Annotated in this window: 17 protein-coding genes and 1 pseudogene; 6 read left to right on the top strand and 12 right to left on the bottom strand. The window is 70.2% G+C overall.

The features are described 5' to 3' along the window. Positions 1 to 52 precede the first annotated feature (52 nt). From clpA to ACFSCV_RS00745, 3 genes are all read right to left on the bottom strand, one after another. Entirely contained in the window at positions 53 to 2,470 is a 2,418-nt protein-coding gene (gene clpA, locus ACFSCV_RS00755; RefSeq protein ID WP_378796041.1) for an ATP-dependent Clp protease ATP-binding subunit ClpA, read from the bottom strand. Between the two features lie 10 nt (positions 2,471 to 2,480). After that, on the bottom strand, positions 2,481 to 2,867 hold the full coding sequence (gene clpS, locus ACFSCV_RS00750; RefSeq protein WP_378796039.1) for an ATP-dependent Clp protease adapter ClpS: 387 nt from the start codon (positions 2,865 to 2,867) through the stop codon (positions 2,481 to 2,483). A gap of 241 nt (positions 2,868 to 3,108) precedes the next feature. Further along, positions 3,109 to 3,438 carry a phasin family protein gene (locus tag ACFSCV_RS00745; RefSeq protein WP_378796037.1) on the bottom strand — a complete coding sequence of 110 codons (330 nt, stop codon included), beginning with the start codon at positions 3,436 to 3,438 and terminating at the stop codon, positions 3,109 to 3,111. 382 nt (positions 3,439 to 3,820) lie between these two features. Here ACFSCV_RS00745 and ACFSCV_RS00740 point away from each other — a divergent pair, with 382 nt between their 5' ends. Next, on the top strand, positions 3,821 to 5,425 hold the full coding sequence (locus tag ACFSCV_RS00740; protein ID WP_378796035.1) for a D-alanyl-D-alanine carboxypeptidase family protein: 1,605 nt from the start codon (positions 3,821 to 3,823) through the stop codon (positions 5,423 to 5,425). A gap of 11 nt (positions 5,426 to 5,436) precedes the next feature. On the opposite strand, the gene ACFSCV_RS00735 is transcribed toward ACFSCV_RS00740, so the two are convergent. Next, positions 5,437 to 5,964: a J domain-containing protein gene (locus ACFSCV_RS00735; protein WP_378796033.1), complete on the bottom strand. Its 528-nt coding sequence runs from the start codon at positions 5,962 to 5,964 to the stop codon at positions 5,437 to 5,439. 116 nt (positions 5,965 to 6,080) lie between these two features. Between ACFSCV_RS00735 and panC the strand changes: the two genes are divergently transcribed. Further along, positions 6,081 to 6,938 (top strand): pantoate--beta-alanine ligase, encoded by an 858-nt coding sequence (gene panC / locus ACFSCV_RS00730; protein ID WP_378796032.1) that lies wholly within the window; start codon positions 6,081 to 6,083, stop codon positions 6,936 to 6,938. Positions 6,939 to 7,023: 85 nt separating this feature from the next. Further along, a complete protein-coding gene (locus ACFSCV_RS00725) occupies positions 7,024 to 7,563 on the top strand; it encodes a rhodanese-like domain-containing protein (protein ID WP_378796030.1) in 540 nt (179 codons plus the stop codon). Positions 7,564 to 7,623: 60 nt separating this feature from the next. On the opposite strand, the gene ACFSCV_RS00720 is transcribed toward ACFSCV_RS00725, so the two are convergent. Continuing rightward, positions 7,624 to 8,019 carry a DoxX family protein gene (locus ACFSCV_RS00720; protein WP_378796028.1) on the bottom strand — a complete coding sequence of 132 codons (396 nt, stop codon included), beginning with the start codon at positions 8,017 to 8,019 and terminating at the stop codon, positions 7,624 to 7,626. 447 nt (positions 8,020 to 8,466) lie between these two features. Here ACFSCV_RS00720 and ACFSCV_RS00715 point away from each other — a divergent pair. Next, positions 8,467 to 8,676, top strand: a pseudogene (locus ACFSCV_RS00715) (BrnA antitoxin family protein); the annotation flags it as partial. 167 nt (positions 8,677 to 8,843) lie between these two features. Here the strand turns inward: ACFSCV_RS00715 and secG are convergent. Then, entirely contained in the window at positions 8,844 to 9,524 is a 681-nt protein-coding gene (secG, locus tag ACFSCV_RS00710) for a preprotein translocase subunit SecG (RefSeq protein WP_378796026.1), read from the bottom strand. Positions 9,525 to 9,649: 125 nt separating this feature from the next. Continuing rightward, a complete protein-coding gene (tpiA, locus tag ACFSCV_RS00705; protein WP_378796024.1) occupies positions 9,650 to 10,411 on the bottom strand; it encodes a triose-phosphate isomerase in 762 nt (253 codons plus the stop codon). Between the two features lie 194 nt (positions 10,412 to 10,605). On the opposite strand from tpiA, the gene ACFSCV_RS00700 reads away from it, so the two are divergent. Together ACFSCV_RS00700 and trpE are read left to right on the top strand one after the other, a co-directional pair. Continuing rightward, the gene (locus ACFSCV_RS00700) at positions 10,606 to 12,495 is read left to right on the top strand and encodes a SurA N-terminal domain-containing protein (RefSeq protein WP_378796022.1); all 1,890 of its coding nucleotides are present in this window, start codon (positions 10,606 to 10,608) and stop codon (positions 12,493 to 12,495) included. Between the two features lie 27 nt (positions 12,496 to 12,522). Then, the gene (trpE, locus tag ACFSCV_RS00695; protein ID WP_378796020.1) at positions 12,523 to 14,040 is read left to right on the top strand and encodes an anthranilate synthase component I; all 1,518 of its coding nucleotides are present in this window, start codon (positions 12,523 to 12,525) and stop codon (positions 14,038 to 14,040) included. Positions 14,041 to 14,108: 68 nt separating this feature from the next. On the opposite strand, the gene ACFSCV_RS00690 is transcribed toward trpE, so the two are convergent. From ACFSCV_RS00690 to ACFSCV_RS00670, 5 genes are all read right to left on the bottom strand, one after another. After that, positions 14,109 to 14,390 carry a glycine zipper domain-containing protein gene (locus ACFSCV_RS00690; protein WP_378796018.1) on the bottom strand — a complete coding sequence of 94 codons (282 nt, stop codon included), beginning with the start codon at positions 14,388 to 14,390 and terminating at the stop codon, positions 14,109 to 14,111. A 116-nt stretch (positions 14,391 to 14,506) separates the two neighbouring features. Continuing rightward, complete coding sequence (locus tag ACFSCV_RS00685; protein WP_378796016.1) at positions 14,507 to 15,238, bottom strand: ceramidase domain-containing protein; 732 nt, start codon at positions 15,236 to 15,238, stop codon at positions 14,507 to 14,509. Continuing rightward, the gene (locus ACFSCV_RS00680) at positions 15,198 to 15,785 is read right to left on the bottom strand and encodes a glutathione peroxidase (RefSeq protein WP_378796014.1); all 588 of its coding nucleotides are present in this window, start codon (positions 15,783 to 15,785) and stop codon (positions 15,198 to 15,200) included. The genes ACFSCV_RS00685 and ACFSCV_RS00680 overlap by 41 nt, the downstream gene beginning before the upstream one ends. 68 nt (positions 15,786 to 15,853) lie before the next feature. Continuing rightward, positions 15,854 to 17,497: an EAL domain-containing protein gene (locus ACFSCV_RS00675; protein WP_378796013.1), complete on the bottom strand. Its 1,644-nt coding sequence runs from the start codon at positions 17,495 to 17,497 to the stop codon at positions 15,854 to 15,856. An 85-nt stretch (positions 17,498 to 17,582) separates the two neighbouring features. Further along, positions 17,583 to 19,883: an NADP-dependent malic enzyme gene (locus ACFSCV_RS00670; protein WP_378796011.1), complete on the bottom strand. Its 2,301-nt coding sequence runs from the start codon at positions 19,881 to 19,883 to the stop codon at positions 17,583 to 17,585. Between the last annotated feature and the right edge of the window lie 55 nt (positions 19,884 to 19,938).

Below are 19,938 nucleotides of genomic sequence, written 5' to 3'. Positions count from 1 at the left end.
GCCAAGACGCCGCCTCGGTCAGCGCTCATCGCCGCGGGCGGCGCGAGGCGGCTCACGTCCGCACGAGCGGCGGCGTCCGGCTCGCGGAGGCCTTGCGGTCGCCGTCGCGGGAGCCGCGCTTCTTCGGCTCCTTCGGCTCGGCCTTGTCGCCGCGTCCGACGGGCTCGGGCTTCGGCGTCACGGGCCCTTCCGGGAACTCGAACCCGAGGCCAGCCTGGCCGTCCTCCTTCGTCACGGCCACGACGCGCACGGCGCCGCCGCTCTTGAGCTTGCCGAACAGGACCTCTTCGGCGAGCGGCGTCTTGATCGTCTCCTGGATCAGCCGGGCGAGCGGCCGCGCGCCCATCTGCGGGTCGTAGCCGCGCTCGGCCAGCCAGTCCCGCGCCTCGTCCGACAGCTCGATCGTGATGTTGCGGTCGGCGAGCTGCGCCTCGAGCTGGAGCACGAACTTCTCGACCACCTGACGCACCACCTCGATCGGCAGGTTGCCGAAGGCGATGATCGAATCGAGACGGTTGCGGAACTCGGGCGCGAACAGACGGTTGATCGCCTCCGTGTCCTCCCCGGAGCGCTTCGTCCGGCCGAAGCCGATCGGCTCCTTCGCCAGGTCGGACGCGCCGGCGTTGGTGGTCATGATCAGGATGACGTTGCGGAAGTCGACCTGCTTGCCGTTGTGGTCGGTCAGCTTCCCGTGGTCCATCACCTGCAGAAGGATGTTGAACAGGTCGGGATGCGCCTTCTCGATCTCGTCCAGCAGCAGCACGCAGTGCGGCGTCTGGTCGATGCCGTCGGTCAGCAGGCCGCCCTGGTCGAAGCCGACATAGCCGGGAGGCGCGCCGATCAGCCGGCTGACGGTGTGCCGCTCCATGTATTCCGACATGTCGAAGCGCAGCAGCCGCACGCCCAGCAGCGAGGAGAGCTGCTTCGCGACCTCGGTCTTGCCGACTCCGGTAGGCCCCGAGAACAGGTAGCAGCCGATCGGCTTCTCCGGATCGCGCAGGCCGGCGCGGGCGAGCTTGATGGTCGAAGACAGCGCCTCGATCGCCGCGTCCTGACCGTAGACCACGCGCTTCAGGCTCGTGGTCAGCGTCTTCAGCGTCTCGGCGTCGTCCTTGGAGACGGACTTCGGCGGGATGCGCGCCATGGTCGCGATCGTCGCCTCGATCTCCTTCACGCCGATCGTCTTCCGGCGCTTGGCCTCGGGCAGGATCATCTGGCTCGCGCCGGTCTCGTCGATGACGTCGATCGCCTTGTCCGGCAGCTTGCGGTCGTTGATGTAGCGCGACGACAGCTCGACCGCCGCCTTGATCGCCTCGGCGGTGTAGCGGACCTGATGGTAGGTCTCGTAATAGGGCTTGAGGCCCTTGAGAATCTCGATCGCGTCCGGGATCGAGGGCTCCGCCACGTCGATCTTCTGGAAGCGCCGGACCAGCGCCCGGTCCTTCTCGAAGTACTGGCGATACTCCTTGTAGGTGGTCGAGCCGACGCAGCGCAGCGTGCCGGAGGCGAGCGCCGGCTTCAGCAGGTTCGAGGCGTCCATCGCCCCGCCCGAGGTGGCGCCGGCGCCGATCACGGTGTGGATCTCGTCGATGAACAGGATCGCGCCGGGGGTGGCCTCGAGCTCCTTCACGACCTGCTTCAGCCGCTCCTCGAAATCGCCGCGGTAGCGGGTGCCGGCGAGCAGCGCGCCCATGTCGAGCGAGAACACGATCGCGTCCTCGAGCACCTCCGGCACCTCGCTGCGGACGATCCGCAGCGCGAGGCCCTCGGCGATCGCGGTCTTGCCGACGCCGGGGTCGCCCACCAGCAGCGGATTGTTCTTGGTGCGGCGGCAGAGGATCTGGATCGTGCGCGTGACCTCCGCGTCGCGGCCGATCAGCGGGTCGACCTTGCCGTCCCGCGCCTTCTTGTTGAGGTTGACGCAGTAGGCCTCCAGAGCGTCGGCCTTCTTCTTGGCGCCGGCCGCCTCGTCGCCGCTGGTCGCGGTCTCCTCCTCGGCGCCGCGCACGGGGCGCGTCTCGCTGAGGCCCGGCCGCTTGGCGATGCCGTGGCTGATGTAATTGACCGCGTCGTAGCGCGTCATGTCCTGCTCCTGCAGGAAGAACGCGGCGTGGCTCTCGCGCTCGGCGAAGATCGCGACGAGCACGTTCGCGCCCGTCACCTCCTCGCGGCCCGACGAGGTGACGTGGATCACCGCGCGCTGGATGACGCGCTGGAAACCGGCGGTCGGCTTGGAGTCCTCGGACGTGTCGCCGACGAGGTTGTCGAGTTCGGTGTCGACATATTCGACGAGGTTGCGGCGCAGGATCTCGAGATCGACGTTGCACGCGCGCATGACCGCCGCCGCGTCCTGGTCGTCGACCAGCGACAGCAGCAGGTGCTCCAGCGTCGCGTATTCGTGGCGGCGCTCATTGGCGAAGGCGAGAGCGCGGTGAAGGGACTGTTCGAGGCTGCGCGAGAATGACGGCAATGGACGAACCTCACTTCTTTTCCATGACGCACTGCAGGGGGTGCTGGTGCTTTCGGGCGAAATCCATCACCTGCGTCACTTTGGTTTCGGCGACTTCGTAAGTGTAGACGCCGCACTCTCCCGCGCCGTGGTTGTGGACGTGGAGCATGATCCGCGTCGCCGCCTCACGGTCTTTCTGGAAAAACTGCTCGAGCACATGAACGACGAACTCCATCGGGGTGTAGTCGTCGTTGAGGATGAGGACGCGGTACAGGCTCGGCCGTTTGACCTTTGGCCGCGTCTTGGTGACCACGGCCGTCCCCGGCCCGTCGTCGGCTCGACGGGGGCCGGCGAGCGCCGGGAGCCGGGACGCCGACGTCGGGACGCCGGCCGCAGTGTCGATCGTTCGGTCGTGCATCGTTCCGCGATGGTTCCTCGCTTGCGCCGCCCGCCTCTCGCGAAGCTCGCCGCTGCTGCGGCGCACGCGTCCGATGCAGCGATCCTAACTCTGCTTTTTCAGGTGCGCCAGACCGGGCGGACCCCGGCGGCCAATTGGCAGGTATGGTCGCACGAGGCCAAAAAAAAGCCCGGCGCGAGCCGGGCTGGCATTCTTTGATCGGATTGGGCCGCTCAACGCGGCCCCGTCGCGACGGGCGCGGTCACTTGACCTTGGCGAACGCGGTCTCGACCGGCTTGTAGGACTCCTTCGCGATGTCCGCGTAGAGCTCGCCGAGCTTCGTCACCTTGGCGATGTAGGCCTCGTAGGCCGACTTCGCGAAGGCCGACTGCACTTCCACGGCCTTGTCCAGCGACTTCACGCCCAGCAGCTTCTCGACGTGGGCGGCGCCGTCCTCGAACGACTTCTTGGAGTAGTCGGCGACCTCGACGGCGATCGCCTGGAAGCCCTTCGACACGGCGCCGAAGCTCTTGAGGGCGAGGTCGACGTTTTCCTTGCTGAACTTCTGAGCGTCTTCAAAAGTGGCGGTCATGATAGCTTCCTCCTGCGGTCGTCGGCGTCTTGCCCGAACGCCGCGCCAGATGTGGCGGCGCCGTCGATGCCGGTTCGACCCGTTCGACGGATGCGGTGCGGGATCGCTCCCGCCGACTGTTTTATATGCACTGCAACATGAATGTCAATGACATGCTTTTTGCAGCGCACAATTGTTCGGCCCTTAACCGCTCCGTAACCGCGTCTTCCTAACCTCGTTGACAGCTTCGCCCACGTGGCGGAGGCCGCGACGGAAACGGATTCGTCAACGGGCGCTTGGCCTTGTTCGGAAGCCCAGGCGCATTACGGGACAAATCACCCCGCCGCGGAGGTGCGACGAGGCCGGCCAGAACGGTCGGGCCGAGACCAGGCGGGACGGCGTGATGACTGCGAGTTGCGTAACGAAATGGGGCGGGCGCGCCCTCTCCTGCGTTCTGGCGGCGAGCGTCGTCTTCGGGGCTCTGGCCGCAAGCGTCGGCGACGCCGAGGCGAGGTCGAAGCGCAAGGTCGTGAAGTCCAAGCGGCCCGCGATCGCCGCCCGGGCCACGCCGTTCACGGGCGGACCGACCTACGCAGCGCTCGTGGTCGACGCCAAGACCGGCAAGGTGCTGTTCGAGCGCAACGCCGACGCCCGGCGCTTCCCGGCCTCGGTCACCAAGGTCATGACCGTCTACCTCATGTTCGAGGATCTCGAGCGCGGGCGGATCAAACTCGACACCCGCCTCACCATGAGCGCCCATTGCGCCGCCGAAGCGCCGTCCAAGCTCGGGATGCGTCCGGGCCAGTCCCTGCGCGTCGACGACGCCATCCGCGCGCTGGTCACCAAATCCGCGAACGACGTCGCCTGCGCCGTCGGCGAGAATCTCGAAGGCTCCGTGCTCGCCTTCGCCGACCGCATGACGCGCAAGGCGCGCGCGCTCGGCATGACCGACACCGTCTACCGCAACGCTTCGGGCCTGCCGAACCCGGCGCACGTCACCACCGCGCGCGATCTCGTGGTGCTCGGACGCGCCGTCCAGGACCGCTTCCCGCGCTACTACGGCTACTTCGGCACCCGGTCGTTCAACTTCGCCGGACGCACCATGCCGAACCATAACCGGCTGCTTGGCCGGGTTGAAGGCGTCGACGGCATCAAGACCGGCTACACCAACGCCTCCGGCTTCAATCTGCTGACCTCCGTGAAGAGCAACGGCCGCAGCATCGTCGCAGTGGTCATGGGCGGCCGCACCGGCGCCGCGCGCGACGCCCACATGCGCGAGCTGATCGCGCTCAATCTGCCGAAGGCGTCGACCGGCTCGCGCGTCGCGCCGCTGGTCGCCGAGGTCGAGGATCGCTCGCCCGTCCGCGCCCGGCCCGCTGTGGTCGCCGCCGCTCCGATTCCGGTCCCGACGCCCGCCCCTGCGCCGGCTCCTGTCGAAGCCCGCGTCGCCGCGGCCGCGCCGGACCCCGTTCCGCTTCCGACCCCGGCTCCCGCGCCCGTGCGCGTCGCCCAGGCGGCCGCCACCACGCCGTCGGCTCCGCGCGCCGTCGCCGCGGACGCCGAGCCCGTGATCGCCTCGACCGGCCCGACCCGCACCCCGCAGCCGATGCGCTGGGTCGTCGGCGCGCCTGCGACCACCGGCAGCGTGGCCGCCGACAAGCCGTCAACGGTCGCCGCCTACGCCGCGCAGGCTCCGCGCGAAGAGATCTCCGACATCGAGGGCGCGCCCAGCGTCGCGCCGGTCGCCGAGCGCCAGCCTGTCCGCAAGGGCTGGATGATCCAGATCGGCGCGACCACGGCGGCCGATGCGGCGCAGGCGCTGCTCTCGGACGCCAAGTCCAAGGCCGGCCGCGCTCTCGCTTCCGCTGAGCCCTACACCGAGGTCTACGCGAAGGGCGACACCACCTTCTACCGCGCGCGCTTCGCCGGCCTGAACGAGCGCTCGGCCGACGCCGCCTGCAAGGCGCTGAAGCGCAGCTCCATGAGCTGCTTCGCGATCAAGAACTGACGCAGGGAGGGTCAGCGATGGCTCGGCCGCATCAGAAGATCCCTGGCGGCGTTGACGCGGGCGGCGAGCGCCGTCGTCCCCCCATGGTCGGGATGGAGTTTCTTCATCAGCGTCCGATGCGCACGGACGATCTGTTCCGCGCTCGCCCCCGGCTCCAGGCCAAGGACCTGATACGCTTCCTGTTCCGTCATTACGCCCGGACGGGACATCCCGCCGCCCCGGCTCTGCCGCCGGTGCGCATCACCCTCGACGTCTGGACCCCGACCGGCCGACGGGCCGCGTCCGTGACCTGCGGACGCCCCCCGTCCGCCTGAGGCCTTAGGCAGCGCCGCGAGCCCGAGGCCCATCGCGCCGAGCCCCAGCAGCGTCAGGCCGAACACCGGCTTGCCGGACAGGGTGAGAGCGAGCCCGACCGCCCAGGCCGCGCTCGACGCGAAGCTCACCGCCCGCAGCAGCCGGCGCGGATCGGTCCGGATGACGATGCGGCCGACGGCCAGGAAGGCCGCCACCGCCATCGCTCCAAGCAGGATCCAGATCATCGCCCACTCCGACGCCGCGGGTCCGCCCCGCGGATGTCGCGTGGCGTCAGGCTTCCTATCCTGATAATCCGCTCGGCCCAAAGCGGCCTGTCGGCCGCGACAGCCTGGAGCCGAGCATGTCCCGTCCCGACGTCGTCACGACCGTCGCCGAATTGCGGGCCCGCGTCGCCGCGTGGCGGCGCGACGGCGCCCGCATCGGCATGGTCCCGACCATGGGCGCGCTGCACGACGGGCACCTCTCGCTGGTGGAGGCCGCACGCCGCGGCGCGGATCGGGTCGTGGTCTCGATCTTCGTCAACCCGACCCAGTTCGCGCCGACCGAGGATCTCGCCACCTATCCGCGCGACCTCGACGGCGACCTCGTCAAGCTCGCGGGCGCAGGCGTCGATCTCGTCTTCGCGCCGGAGACGGGAGAGATGTATCCGGAAGGCGCCGCGACCACGGTCACCGTCGGCGGCCCGGCGACCGGCCTCGAGAGCGACGCGCGCCCGCACTTCTTCGCTGGCGTCGCGACCGTCGTGACGAAGCTGTTCGCGCAGTGCCTGCCGGACGTGGCCTATTTCGGTGAGAAGGACTTCCAGCAGCTCGCGGTGGTCCGCCGGCTGACGCGCGACCTCAGCCTGCCGGTGAGCGTCGAAGGGCGTCCGACGGTGCGCGAGCCGGACGGCCTCGCAATGTCGTCGCGCAATGTCTATCTCAACGCCGAAAGCCGGAGCAGGGCGCCGGCGCTCTACGCCGCGCTGACGCGTGCGGCGGCCGCGATCGGCGCGGGGCAGCCCTCGGAGGCCGCAGTCGCCACGGCCGCAGCGGAGATCGCCGCGGCGGGCTTCGCCATCGACTATGTGGAGCACCGCGACGCCGAGACGCTCGGGCGTCCGCAACCCGGCAGGCCGGGCCGGCTCCTCGTCGCCGCCCGCATTCAAGGCGTCCGGCTGATCGACAACATCGCCGCGCCGCACTACGGACAACTTTAGCAAAACCATAGTCGGGCTGGAACCATCCACCGCTTGGGTCATTCTAACCACACAACAAGAACGCTGATCCGAGAGGATGATGCGCATGACCTCGACAACCGCCCCCGCCGCCCCCGACATGCTCAATTTCACCGCCGGCTTCGGCTCCACCCCCCAGACAGCGCGCGCGCGCCGTTCGCGCCGCCCGGTGGCGATCGACGCTCGCAGCGTGATCGCCCTCAAGCGCAGGCAGGCGTGCGCGATCGTCGATCTGCGGGACTGGGAGGTGCTCGACCGCACCGGCTGGGTCAGCGGCTCCCTGCACTGTCCTCCGGGCGAGTTCGCGGCGCTGATCGATCCGTCGAGCCCGCTGCATGTCCGGCTGTTCGAGCCGGGCGCGACCATCGTGTTCTACGGAGGCCCGAACGCGTCTCCGCTTGCGGCAGCGCGGAAGGCCCGCGCCATGGGCCTCGACGCCCGCGCCATGCGCGGCGGCCTGCAAGCCTGGCGCGACGCGGGCGGGCGCGTCGCGGGTCATCCCGAAAGCGCCCTGCCCGCGCTGAGGTCGTCGCTCCGCACGGCCTGGCGCTACAGCCTCTCCGGCGTGAAGCGGCGGATCGCGCGCCTGAAGCGCCGGTTCGCCTGAATCGCCCGACGCTCGAACGGAAAACGGCCGGCGTGAACGCCGGCCGTTTTTTTGTGTGGGTCAGACCGCGCCCGAACCGCGTTTGGCGTCCACGCTCCACGGCCCCGGGCCGGCGAAGAAGATGTACAGGAACACGAAGCTGAACAGGATCGCGAGCTCGCCCTTGTTCACGATCGGATAGAAGCTGCTCCCGGCATGGGCGATGAAATAGGCGACCGCCATCATGCCCGACAGGATGAAGGCCACCGGGCGCGTGAACAGGCCGATCGCCAGCAGCACGCCGCCGAACAGTTCGAGGATGCCAGCCGTCAGGCTGAGCGGGGTCAGCGCGTTAGGATAGGCCACCGGAAAGCCGAGCAGCTTCACCGTGCCGTGCTGGATGAAGAGCAGCGCGGCCATGATGCGCAGCACGCTCAGGACGCGTGGCGTCCATGCGGCGAGGGCGGTGGTGTTCATCGGGCGTCCTCCAATTACAGAACCAGGGGCGAAAGCTAGCGGGGGCGCAGCCTTGCGGCGAGAGCGCCGCGGCGCAATCTCCAGCGTTCACACGTGCAAAAAGCCTTTTTCCGCGGCGGACCTGCCCAGGCTTGGGGATGAAATTCGTGGCTTGTCGCGTCTATCCCAGGGATGGAGCGGTTGCAGGAAAGGCTGGATTCGCCTTGCAGGTCCGATGGATCGGGCCTTGCATGCCGGACGGCCTCGCGCACCCTTGTCGCCTCTGACGAGGCCTGCATCGCAACGGCGTGGATCGGGCTCCGGTTTCGAACACGATCGCGTGGGCGCCACGCCGCCGGCCTGTCGGAAGGTTTGCCGGGCCATTCGGCTCGTAATCCACGGCCAGGCGGCCACATAATGAAGCGACGCTGCGCCCGTCGGGCGCGATTCCGACGCCAGGAGACCGCCATGGCCCGCCGCCCGTCCGACCCCCGCGCCGCCGCGGAAGCCGCGTTCAAGCCGAAGGCGCCAGCCGCCCCGCCGGCTCCGAAGGCCTCCGCGATTCCCGGCGCCCGCGAGCAGGTGACGCTGCGGCTGGATCAGGACGTGCTGCTCTACTTTCAGGAGGACGGCGCCGGCTGGCAGGACCGCATCAACGCGGCCCTGCGTGACTACGTCCAGAACCACGGCGGATTCGGCGAACCGCAGTCGATCGCCGTCGACGATCTGTCCAGCGCGAACGACGACGGCGTCGGCTGACATCCAGCGCCCTCGCAATCACAAAAAAGCCGGCGCTGAGCGCCGGCTTTTTCTTTAATCGCGGTTCGAGCCGCAGAAGGCTCCGATTACTGCTGCCCCTGAGGCTTGGCGGGGTCCTCGGTCGCGGCGGGCGGGGTCGCCGGCGAGGGCGGGGATGACGCGTCGGTTCCCTCCTGGGCCGGAGAGGTCGCCTGCGCCGGCGCCTGCAGCGGCTCCTCCTTCAGCGCAGGCGCGGCGCCCTGCTCCTGCTGCGCGGGGTCCGCCGACTGCGGCGTCACCGAGCCGTCGGTCTGCGTGCCGGGCGGCGTCCCGGTGGGCGCTGCCGGCGCCGTCTCAGGCGAAGGCGGCTGCGCTCCGCCGATCGGAGCCTGCGGCTGCGGCGGCGCGCCGGCGGCGCCCTGCTGTTCCTCGGTCGCCTTGCGCAGCGCCGGCAGAATGCCGCCCTGCCCCGTGCCGAGCGGCGCCTGCGGACCCGCGGCGCCGGCGGGCGCGTTGGCCGGGTTCAGCGTCGAGGAGGTCGGCTGCAGCCGGTCGAGCACGGAGCCGCCGCCGTAGCCCGCGAGAATCGTCAGCGCGAGGCTCGTCGCGAAGAAGCCCGCGGCGAGATAGGCGGTGAGCCGCGTCAGCGGATTGGCCTGCCCGCGGCCGGCCATGAAACCGCCGCCCCCGCCGATGCCGAGGGCGCCGCCCTCCGACTTCTGGAGCAGCACGACCACGACGAGCGCGAGCACGATCATCAGATGGAGGACGATGAGAACGGTCTGCATGACGCTCGCGATACGGTCTTGGATTAAAAGAGGGGCCGGACAAAGTTGGCGCGCTGTTTACACCACGCGCCCCGCCGTTACCACCATGGCGAAACGGCGAAGTCGAAACCGGGTTCCCGGCGGCTTTAAGCGATCGCGGCGCGCGCGATCGCGAGGAAGTCGTCCGCCTTGAGGCTCGCGCCGCCGACCAGAGCGCCGTCGACATCCCCGGCGCGCAACAGCTCCGCGGCGTTGTCGGGCTTCACCGAGCCGCCGTAGAGGACGCGCGTCGCGGTCCCCTGCTCCCCAAAGCGCTCGGCCAGCGCGGCGCGGATGAAGCCGTGCATCTCGGCGACGTCGGCGACGGTGGGCGTCAGACCCGTCCCGATCGCCCAGACCGGCTCGTACGCGACGACCACGGTCGCGGCCGTGGCGGCGTCCGGCAGCGACCCTGCGAGTTGGCGTCCGACCACCTCGGTCGCGCGGCCTGCGTCGCGCTCCTCGCGCGTCTCGCCCACGCAGACGACCGCGACGAGCTTCGCCCGCAGCGCGGCTTCCGCCTTGGCGCGGACGACGGCGTCGGTCTCGCCGTGATCGGCGCGGCGCTCCGAATGGCCGACGATCACGGCCCGGCCGCCGACGTCGGCGATCATCTCCGCGGATATGTCGCCGGTGTGCGCGCCGGAGGGCTTGGCGTGGCAGTCCTGCGCGCCGACGATGACGCTGGAGCCCCGCGTCGCGGTCGCGAAGCTGGTCAGCAGCGTCGCCGGCGGGAACACCATCAGGTCGACCTTGTCCTTCAGCGCGGCGTGGCCGCCGACGATGCGGACGAACTCCGGCGCGGAGGCCGCGAGGCCGTTCATCTTCCAGTTGCCTGCGACCAGCGGCTTGCGTGCGGCGTCTGCCATGCGTCGGCGTCCTCTCATGTCCTGAAAAGTCTGGCGCTTCTCTCGCTCCGCGGGTTAAGCGAAACGCGACGCGCTTGCAAATCGCGCGCGCTCTTGCGATTTGCGGCCGTCCGCCGGTGATGCTTAAGGTCGCGCTCCCCGGCGGACGGCGTCACGCGCCGCCGTCCCTCGAACGAAACGACATGTGATCCGCAATGCTGCAGCTTCTCCGCAAAGGCGCCGCCGGCTGGTTCGCCAAGATCTTTCTCGGCGCGCTGGTGCTGAGCTTCGCGGTGTGGGGAATCGAGGACGTGTTCCGCAGCGGCGGCTCTCCCAACGTCGCGGCCAAGGTCGGCGACCGGGAGATTTCGGTCGAGACCTTCCGGCAGTCCTACCGCAACGAGATCCAGCGCGTCAGCGAGCAGGCCCGCCGCCCGATCACGCCCGAGATCGCCCGCATGGCGGGCTTTGGCGACCGCGTGCTCGGCAACCTGATCAACGAGGCGGCGCTTGACCAGCGCGCGCAGGCGCTCGGCCTCGCCATCTCCGACGACGAGGTCGCGCGCGAGATCGCCGACGACCAGATCTTCAAGGGCCTCGACGGCCGGTTCGACCGCAACCGCTTCAACGAGATCCTGCGCAGCAACGGCCTGCGCGAGAGCGACTACGTCGCGCTGCAGCGCGCCTTCACCGCCCGCCGCCAGCTCACCGACGCTCTCACCGGCGCGGTCGCCGCCCCCGCCGCGATGCGCGAGGCGCTGCACGCCTTCGGCTCCGAGAGCCGGACCATCTCCTACCTGACGCTCGCGCCCGAGGCGCCGTCGGCCGTGCCTGCGCCGTCCGAGCAGGCGCTGAAGGCCTTCTTCGAGGAGCGCAAGGGCAGCTTCGCCGCGCCGGAGTACCGCAAGCTCGCGATCCTCACGCTCGACCCCGCCGCCATCGCCGCGACCAAGCAGGTGAGCGAGCAGGACCTCCGGGCCTATTTCGACCAGAACAAGCCGAAATACGTCACTCCCGAGAAGCGCTCGATCGAGCAGATCACCTATCCGTCGCTCGAGGAGGCCAAGGCGGCCTCGGACCGCATCAAGGCCGGCGGCCTGTTCGAGCAGGAGATGATCGCGCGCAAGCTCGCGCCCAACGACGCCTTTCTCGGCAACCTGACCAAGGCCGAGATGTTCGACAAGAAGATCGCCGACGCCGCGTTCGGGCTGGCGCCCAACACGGTGAGCGAGCCGGTCGAAGGGTCCTTCTCCACCGTCCTGCTGCGCGTCACCGGCGTCCAGCAGGAGCAGGCCCGTCGCTTCGAGGACGTCCGCGGCGACATCCGCAAGGTGATCGCGGACCAGCAGGCGCGCTCGGAACTGCGCGGCCTTCACGACAAGATCGACGAAGCCCGGCTCGGCGGCCAGACGCTCGACGAGATCGCCAAGGCCCAAGGGCTCAAGGTCCGCACGCTCGAAATCGACGCTCAGGGCGCCGACAAGGCCGGCAATCCGGTCACTGACGTTCCCGAGTTCGCCAAGGTGGCCGAGGCCGCCTTCGCCGCGCAGGTCGGGGCCGAGAACGAGGCGGTCGCGGCCGGCGACGCTTATGTCTGGTACGAGGTGCGCGAGATCGCGCCCGCCCACGACCGCAGCTTCGATGAGGCCAGGACGGTCGCCGAGGCGCGCTGGCGTGAGGAGGAGGCGCGCAAGCGCCTCGCCGCGCGCGCCGACGCGATCATCGCGGAGCTGAAGGGCGGCCGCACGCTCGAGCAGGTGGCGCAGGCGCAGAAGCTCGAGGTCGACCAGTCCGAGACGACCCGCTCCGGCGGCGCGCCCGACATCACCGCCGAACAGGCGACCGCCGTGTTCGCGACCCCGGTCGACGGCTTCGGCAAGACCGCCCCCAACGAGCAGGGCGCGCGGCTCGTGTTCAAGGTCACGGCCGAGAACACCCGGCCTTTCGACCCCAACGCCTCCGATCCGAGCGGCCAGGCCGACCGCATCGCCGAAGGGCTCGGCGCCGATCTCGTCACCTCGTTCGTGCGCCGCCTGCGCGACGATCTCGGCGCCACGATCAACGCCGGCGCCGTGTCGCAGGTCGTCGGCGGCGGCGAAGGCTGACGCGCCCACACCCCCAGAGTTTCCGCCATGCTGATATCGCCGCCGCTGGAGGCGTTCGCTCCAACCTATGACGCCGGCGCGCCGCAGGTGGTCTTCACGACTCTGGTGGGCGACCTCGAGACGCCGGTCTCGGCCTATCTGAAGCTCGCCGAAGGCCGGCCGAACGCGTTCCTGCTCGAGTCCGTCGAAGGCGGCGCGACGCGCGGCCGCTACTCGATCATCGGCCTCAAGCCGGACGTGCTGTGGCGTTCGCGCGGCGGGGCCGCCGAGATCAACCGGACCGCGCTGACCGACCTCGCCGCCTATGAGCCCTGCGCCGGGAAGCCGCTCGACGCGCTGCGCGAACTGCTCGCCGGCTCGCGCATCGACACGCCCGAGGGCCTGCCGCCGATGGCGGCCGGCGTCTTCGGCTATCTCGGCTACGACATGGTGCGCGAGATGGAGGAGCTGCCCTCCCCCAATCCCGACGTGCTGCAGGTTCCGGACGCGATCCTGATGCGACCGACGGTCATGCTGGTGTTCGACGGCGTGAAGGACGAGATCACCGTCATCACGCCGGTCCGGCCTGAGCCCGGCGTTCCGGCCGCGGCCGCGCACGCCCGCGCGGTCGATCGGCTCACCGAGATCGTCGAGGGCCTCGACCGTCCCGCCCCGCGCGAACCGGCCGCGCCGAACGCCGGCGCCGACCATTACGAGCTGACCTCGAACACCACGCCTCAGGAGTATGAGGCGATGGTGCTGCGCGCCAAGGAGTACGTCGCCGCGGGCGACGTGTTCCAGGTGGTGCTGTCGCAGCGGTTCGAGGCGCCGTTCGATCTGCCGGCCTTCGCGCTTTACCGCGCGCTGCGCCGCACCAACCCTGCGCCGTTCCTCGTGCATCTCGACTTCGGCGACTTCCAGATCGTCGGATCGAGCCCCGAAATCCTGGTCCGCATGCGCGACGGCCGGGTCACGATCCGCCCGATCGCCGGCACGAGGCCCCGGGGCGCGACGCCGGCGGACGACCGCGCGCTGGCGGAGGAGTTGCTCGCGGACCCCAAGGAGCGGGCCGAGCATCTCATGCTGCTCGACCTCGGCCGCAACGACGTCGGCCGCGTGGCCGAGATCGGCTCCGTGGAGGTGACCGACCAGTTCTTCCTCGAATACTACAGCCAGGTCATGCACATCGTCTCGAACGTCGAAGGGCGGCTGAAGGCCTCGCTCGACGCGCTGGACGCGCTGATCGCGGGCTTTCCCGCCGGCACCGTCTCGGGCGCGCCCAAGGTGCGCGCGATGGAGATCATCGACGAACTCGAGAAGCACAAGCGTGGGGTCTACGCCGGCTGCGTCGGCTATTTCGGCGCCAATGGCGAGATGGACACCTGCATCGTGCTGCGGACGGCTGTGGTGAAGGACGGCCGCATCCATGTGCAGGCCGGCGCAGGCGTGGTCGCCGACAGCGTGCCGGCGTCCGAGCAGGCGGAGTGCGTCAACAAGGCCAAGGCGCTGTTCCGTGCGGCCGAGGAAGCCCGTCGCTTCGCTCACGCCGCGCGCCGCGGACAGTAAAGCCCCCTGACGCGAAACGGGCGCCCCTTGCGGGGCGCCCGTAGCGGAAGAACCGGAGACGCGTGGTCTCAGTAGCGGCAGCGGGTGCGGTAGCGCTCGCCGTAGCGGTTGGTCGCGTAGCAGCGGCGCGGGCCGCGGGTCTGCGAGCCGATCACCGCGCCGGCGCCCGCGCCAAGCGCGCCGCCGACCAGGGCGCCGCCGGCCTTGCCGGTGGCCGCGCCGCCGATGACGGCGCCGGTGCCCGCGCCGATCAGCGCGCCGCTGAGCGTGCGTTCGTTGCGGGTCTCGCCGCAGGCGGCGAGGCCAAGCCCAAGGCCGGCGACGAGGGTGAGAGTGGCGATCTTCTTCATGGGCGTCCTGGCTCCCGTGGTCGATGCGGGCGGAATTAGGCCGAAAGCGCCCGCCGGCCAGAGGCTTCGCCAAAAGTGATAAGCCGTGACGTGACGACGCCCCACGCGTGGCAATGTCAGGCGCGGGAGCGCCGGAACGTTTCGACCAGCCAGAACAGCGTCACCGCGTTCAGCAGGTGCCAGAGCGGGTGGGTCCCGGTCGGCACATAGGCGCAGGCGAGGCCGTCGACCGTGCGGAAGCCGAGCGAAACCGCGAACAGCGCCGCCGCGCCAAGCAGCGCGCGGCCCGTGCGGTGCGATATCCCGGCCGCCGGTCCGGGCGGGCCGCTTCGCGCACGGATGAGACAGCTCACACCCACGCCAATGAGCCCCGCGAGGCCTCCGGCGTAGCCGCCAGCGCCGCGAAGCGGCCCCTGCGCCAGAGCGGCGCCAAGGCCTGCGGCGGCGGCGAGGAAGACAGCGATCGCGACGATCGCGCCGCCGCGCGACAGTCCGAGGAAGCGCCGCATCGCCAGGACGAAATAGGCTGCGATGAAGAGCTGGATCGGCGCGACGTCGCCGATCAGGGCCCAGCGGGTCGCGAAGGTGTGGAACAGGAAGCTGCCGACGCCGATCGCGAACACGACCAGGCCGAGCGCCGCGGCCGCGCGATCGCTTCCGGAGCGCCGGAACGCGACGAGGCCGGCGATCACGAAGGCGAGGTTGGTGACGGCGTTGACGGGCTCGGCCCAGAAGCTCGCGTCCTGCCGTTCGCAGTAGACGCCCAGCACCGGCGCCCAAAGGTCCATGTCGGCGCGACCGGCGGCGTCAGCGGACGGCGGGCGCCTGAGCAGGCGACGCCAGTTCATGCTCGATCGCCGCGACGATCTTCGGGTCGGTCGGGCTCGTCCGGGAGGAGAAGCTGCCGGCGAGGCCTCCGTCAGCCCCGACGAGATACTTGTGGAAGTTCCAGCTCGGGGTCGATTCGGGCGCGAGCCGCGCGGCCCAGCGATAGAACGGGTGGGCGTCCGCGCCGGTCACCTTCTGCACGGCCGCGAAGGGATAGTTCGCGCCATGGGCCGCGCCGGACTGGCGGATCGCCGCCGGGTCGCCGGGCTCCTGCCGGAAGTCGTTGCTGGGAACCGCCACGATCATGAGCCCGCGATCGTGGTACCGCGTCCAGAGCTCGGCCATATCGCCGAGCTGGCCCGCCAGACCGCAGCGCGAGGCGGTGTTCACCACCAGCACAGGCTTGCCGAGATAGGCGCCGAGGTTGATGCGTCCGCCGTCGAGCGCCTCGAACGAGAACGAGGCGGCGCTGGACCGGGACGAGACCTGCGCCAGCGCCGGGATCGCAGGCGCGCAGCCGAGGAGCCCGCAGGCGAAACCAAGGAACGTGCGGCGATCGACGGTCATCCAACCCTCCCGCGCGGCGCGGCGCGTGGTCGCCGCCCCTCCTGCTTACGCGGAAGGCGGCCGCCGGATCAAACCGAACTTGTCCGCCGCAGCGGCCCGACATAGTCCCGCATGGGCGTCGGCCCCGCGGCGGAAGCGAGGCCGGGATGCATCGCGCGCACGAGCGCCACGAACGAGGACGCCGGCAGGGGCGGCGCGAACACGTAGCCCTGGGCGCGCCGCACCCCCTTCGCCCGCAGGTACTCGAGCTGCTCGAAGGTCTCCACGCCCTCCGCCACCAGCTCGAGGCGCATGTCGTCGGCGAGCTTCACGAGGCTGTCGACGATCGCCACCGAGTAGCGCTCCGTGCCGATGGCGTCGACGAACATCTTGTCCATCTTCATCACGTCCACGCCGAGCTTCAGCAGGTAGGACAGGCCGCCGTGGCCGGTGCCGACGTCGTCGAGCGCGACGCGGGCGCCAAGCGCCTGGAGCCGGGCGATGACGAGCCGGGCGCGGGTGATGTCCTGCAACGGCTGGCGCTCGGTCACTTCGAACATGAGCTGGTTCATGCGGATCGGCGAGGAGCCGAAGATGCGCACGACGTCGTCGACGATGGCGGCGCTGTCGAAATGGCCGGCGACGAGGTTGAAGCCGAGCTCGAGCTGGGGAAGCTGGGAATACACCTCCGAGAGATCGTCGCGCGCCGCCTCCATCACCGACAGCGTCATGGGGAAGATTTCGCCGCTCGCCTCCGCGAGCGCGATGAACCGGCCCGGCGCCAGCACGGCGCCGTCCCGCCGCTTCCAGCGCATGAGCACCTCGCAGCCCACGAGCTTGCCGGCCGCGATGTCGATCACCGGCTGGTAGTAAGGCACGAACTCCCGGCGCCTTATGCCGTCCGCGATCTCGCGCAACGGCCCGGCCCCGCGGCGGGTGAGCAGCACCGAGGCGCCGATGACGAACAGGGCGAAGGCGAGCCCGCCGAAGTTCGCGTAGAGGAAAAGGCTCGCGTTCGCCGCGAGCAGCTCCTCGCCGGGCGCCGTCACGTCGATCCGCAGCGGGTAGCGCTCGGAGACGACGGAGGCCGAGACGGCCGGCAGATGCCAGGCCGAAGCCTCCTCGGACGGCGGCGCGCCCAGCGACTTCCGGAACACCGTCGCCCCGTCGATCATCACGGCGCTGATCGAGAAGTCGCCCGTCAGACGGCTTTTCAGGATCAGCGGCACGAGGTTCTCGCCGAGCAGCAGCGCACGGTAGCCGGGGCCCCCGGGGGTCGCCCGCCAGAGCAGCCGGATGAGCTGCGGCCCGCCCGACGCGCCATAGCCTGCGGCCGAGAACGTGACATTGGGGCTGCGCGTGCCGTGCTCGGCCGATATTCGCCGGACGATCCGCGGCGGCGCGTAGGCGCCGCATTCGCCGCGATCGTTCTCGTCCACCGCGACGACCTCCGCGCCGTCGCCGGAGCGAAGCGTCGCGGATATGAGCGCCGCCCGGGTTCCGTCGCCGCAGCCCTGCGGATTCCTGAGGCCGAGCTTGACGAGGGCGGTGGCCGCGTCGTCGATCCGCTGCTCGACGACCGCGAGAACCTCCGCCGCGACGCCGTCGGCCTCGTCCTGGGCGGTGGTGACGATGTTGGCGCCGAGAACGAGGTTGAGGCCGACGATCGGGACCGCGGCGAGCGCGATCCCCGTGAGTAAGGCCTTTCTCCAAGAGCTTGCGACGTCGCGCAACGCTGGCCTGTCCCTGCTCATCCGACGGGACGGCGTCAGCTCCCGATTCCCTGTCTCAGATATGCCAGACGCGCTTAACGGCGGCCTAATCCGCGCGCCCGACCTGCGCCTCAACCACCGCCATCGCGGTCATGTTGACCACGCCGCGCGCGGTGACGGACGGCGTCAGGATGTGCGCCGGGCGCTTGGCGCCGACCAGGATGGGGCCGACCGGCAGCGCGTCGGCGAGCGCCTTGATGAGCTGCGCCGCGATGTTGGCGGAGTCGAGGTTCGGGAACACCAGCAGGTTCGCCTCCCCCGTCAGCGTCGAGGACGGCAGCAGCCGCTCCCTGAGCGACGGCAGCAGGGCGACGTCGCCCATCATCTCGCCGTCGACCTCGAGCTGCGGCGCCTTCTCCTGGATGATCCGCAGCGCGTCTCGCATCTTCCGCGCCGACGGCGTGTCGTGCGATCCGAACGAGGAGTGCGACAGCAGCGCGATCTTCGGCGTGATGCCGAACCGCTCCACGCTGCGCGCGCCGTGGATCGCGCTTTCAGCGACGCTGTCCGCGTCGGGATCGGGCGTGACGTAGGTGTCGGTCAGGAAGTAGACGCCCCGCCCGGTGATCAGCAGCGACAGCGTGGAATAGTCCGGCGCCGCGTCCGATCGACCGATCACCTGATCGATGATCTCGAGATGGTCGTGAAAGCGGCCTTCGAGGCCGGTGATCATGGCGTCGGCGTCGCCGCGCACGACGGCGAGCGCCGCGATCGCGGTCGCGTTGGTGCGCACGACCGTGCGGGCGAGCTCCGGCGTCACGCCGCGGCGTCCGGCGAGCTCCAGGTAGAGCGCGACATAGTCGCGGTAGCGCCGGTCGTCCTCGGGATTGATCACCTCGACGTCGCCCGGCTTGAAGGTCAGGCCCCAGCGCTTGGCGCGGACCTCGATCACGTGGGGGCGGCCGATGAGGATCGGCGTCGCGATCCCCTCCTCCAGCGCGACCTCCGCGGCGCGCAGCGAGCGCTCGTCCTCGCCGTCGGCGTAGATCACGCGCTTCGGCGCGGCCTTCGCGGCGCCGAAGACAGGCTTCATCACGAAGCCCGAGCGGAACACGAAGCGGTTGAGCTGGTCCTCGTAGGCCCGGAAATCGGCGATCGGCCGGCGGGCGACGCCGCTCTCCATCGCCGCGCGCGCGACCGCGGGCGCGATGCGCAGGATCAGGCGCGGATCGAACGGGCTCGGGATCAGCGATTCCGGCCCGAACAGCCGGGTTTCGCCGCCATAGGCCTTGGCGACCACGTCGGACGACGGCTCGCGCGCAAGCGCGGCGATGGCGCGGACCGCGGCGGCCTTCATCTCCTCGTTGATCTCGGTCGCGGCCACGTCGAGCGCGCCGCGGAAGATGTAGGGGAAGCAGAGGACGTTGTTGACCTGGTTCGGGAAGTCCGATCGGCCGGTGCAGATCATGGCGCCGGGGCTCGCCTCGCGCGCCACGTCGGGCATGATCTCCGGCGTCGGGTTGGCGAGCGCCAGGATCATGGGCTTGTCGGCCATGCGCTTCACCATCTCGGGCTTCAGCACGCCGCCGGCCGACAGGCCGAGGAACACGTCGGCGCCGTCGATCACCTCGCCCAGCGTCCGCTTGTCCGTCTCCTGCGCGTAGACCGCCTTCCAGCGGTCCATCAGCGTCTCGCGGCCCTTGTAGGCGACGCCGTCGATGTCGGTGACCCAGATGTTCTCACGCTTCGCGCCGAGCGTGACCAGCAGGTTGAGGCAGGCGAGCGCAGCGGCGCCGGCGCCCGAGGTCACGATCTTGACGGAGCCGAGCGACTTGCCCGCGAGCTCCAGCCCGTTGACGATCGCCGCCGCCACGATGATCGCGGTGCCGTGCTGGTCGTCGTGAAAGACCGGGATGCCCATCCGCTTCTTGCAGGCCTCCTCGACCTCGAAGCACTCAGGGGCCTTGATGTCCTCGAGGTTGATGCCGCCGAAGGTCGGCTCCAGCGCGCAGACCACCTCCACGAGGCGCGCCGCGTCCTTCTCCGCCACCTCGATGTCGAACACGTCGATGCCGGCGAACTTCTTGAACAGGACCGCCTTGCCCTCCATCACCGGCTTGCCGGCGAGCGGGCCGATGTCGCCGAGACCGAGCACCGCGGTGCCGTTGGAGAGCACCGCCACCAGATTCTGCCGCGCGGTGAGTTCGGCCGCCTGGTCCGGGTCCTCGGCGATCGCGTCGCAGGCCGCGGCGACGCCGGGCGAATAGGCGAGAGCGAGGTCGCGCTGGTTGCCGAGCGGCTTGGTCGCCTGGATCTCGATCTTGCCCGGTCGGGCGCCGGTCGCAGCCGAGCCGCGGTGATAGACCAGCGCGCCCGTGCGCAGGTCGTCGGACATCTGGATCGGCATGCGGACTCTCCCAGGACGGCGTCGTTCTACGTCGGACGTCTAATGCGGCCTTTTC

The sequence above is a fragment of the Methylopila henanensis genome, assembly GCF_042681025.1.
Lineage (GTDB): Bacteria > Pseudomonadota > Alphaproteobacteria > Rhizobiales > Methylopilaceae > Methylopila > Methylopila henanensis.
This window is presented reverse-complemented; position numbering and strand designations above follow the sequence as displayed.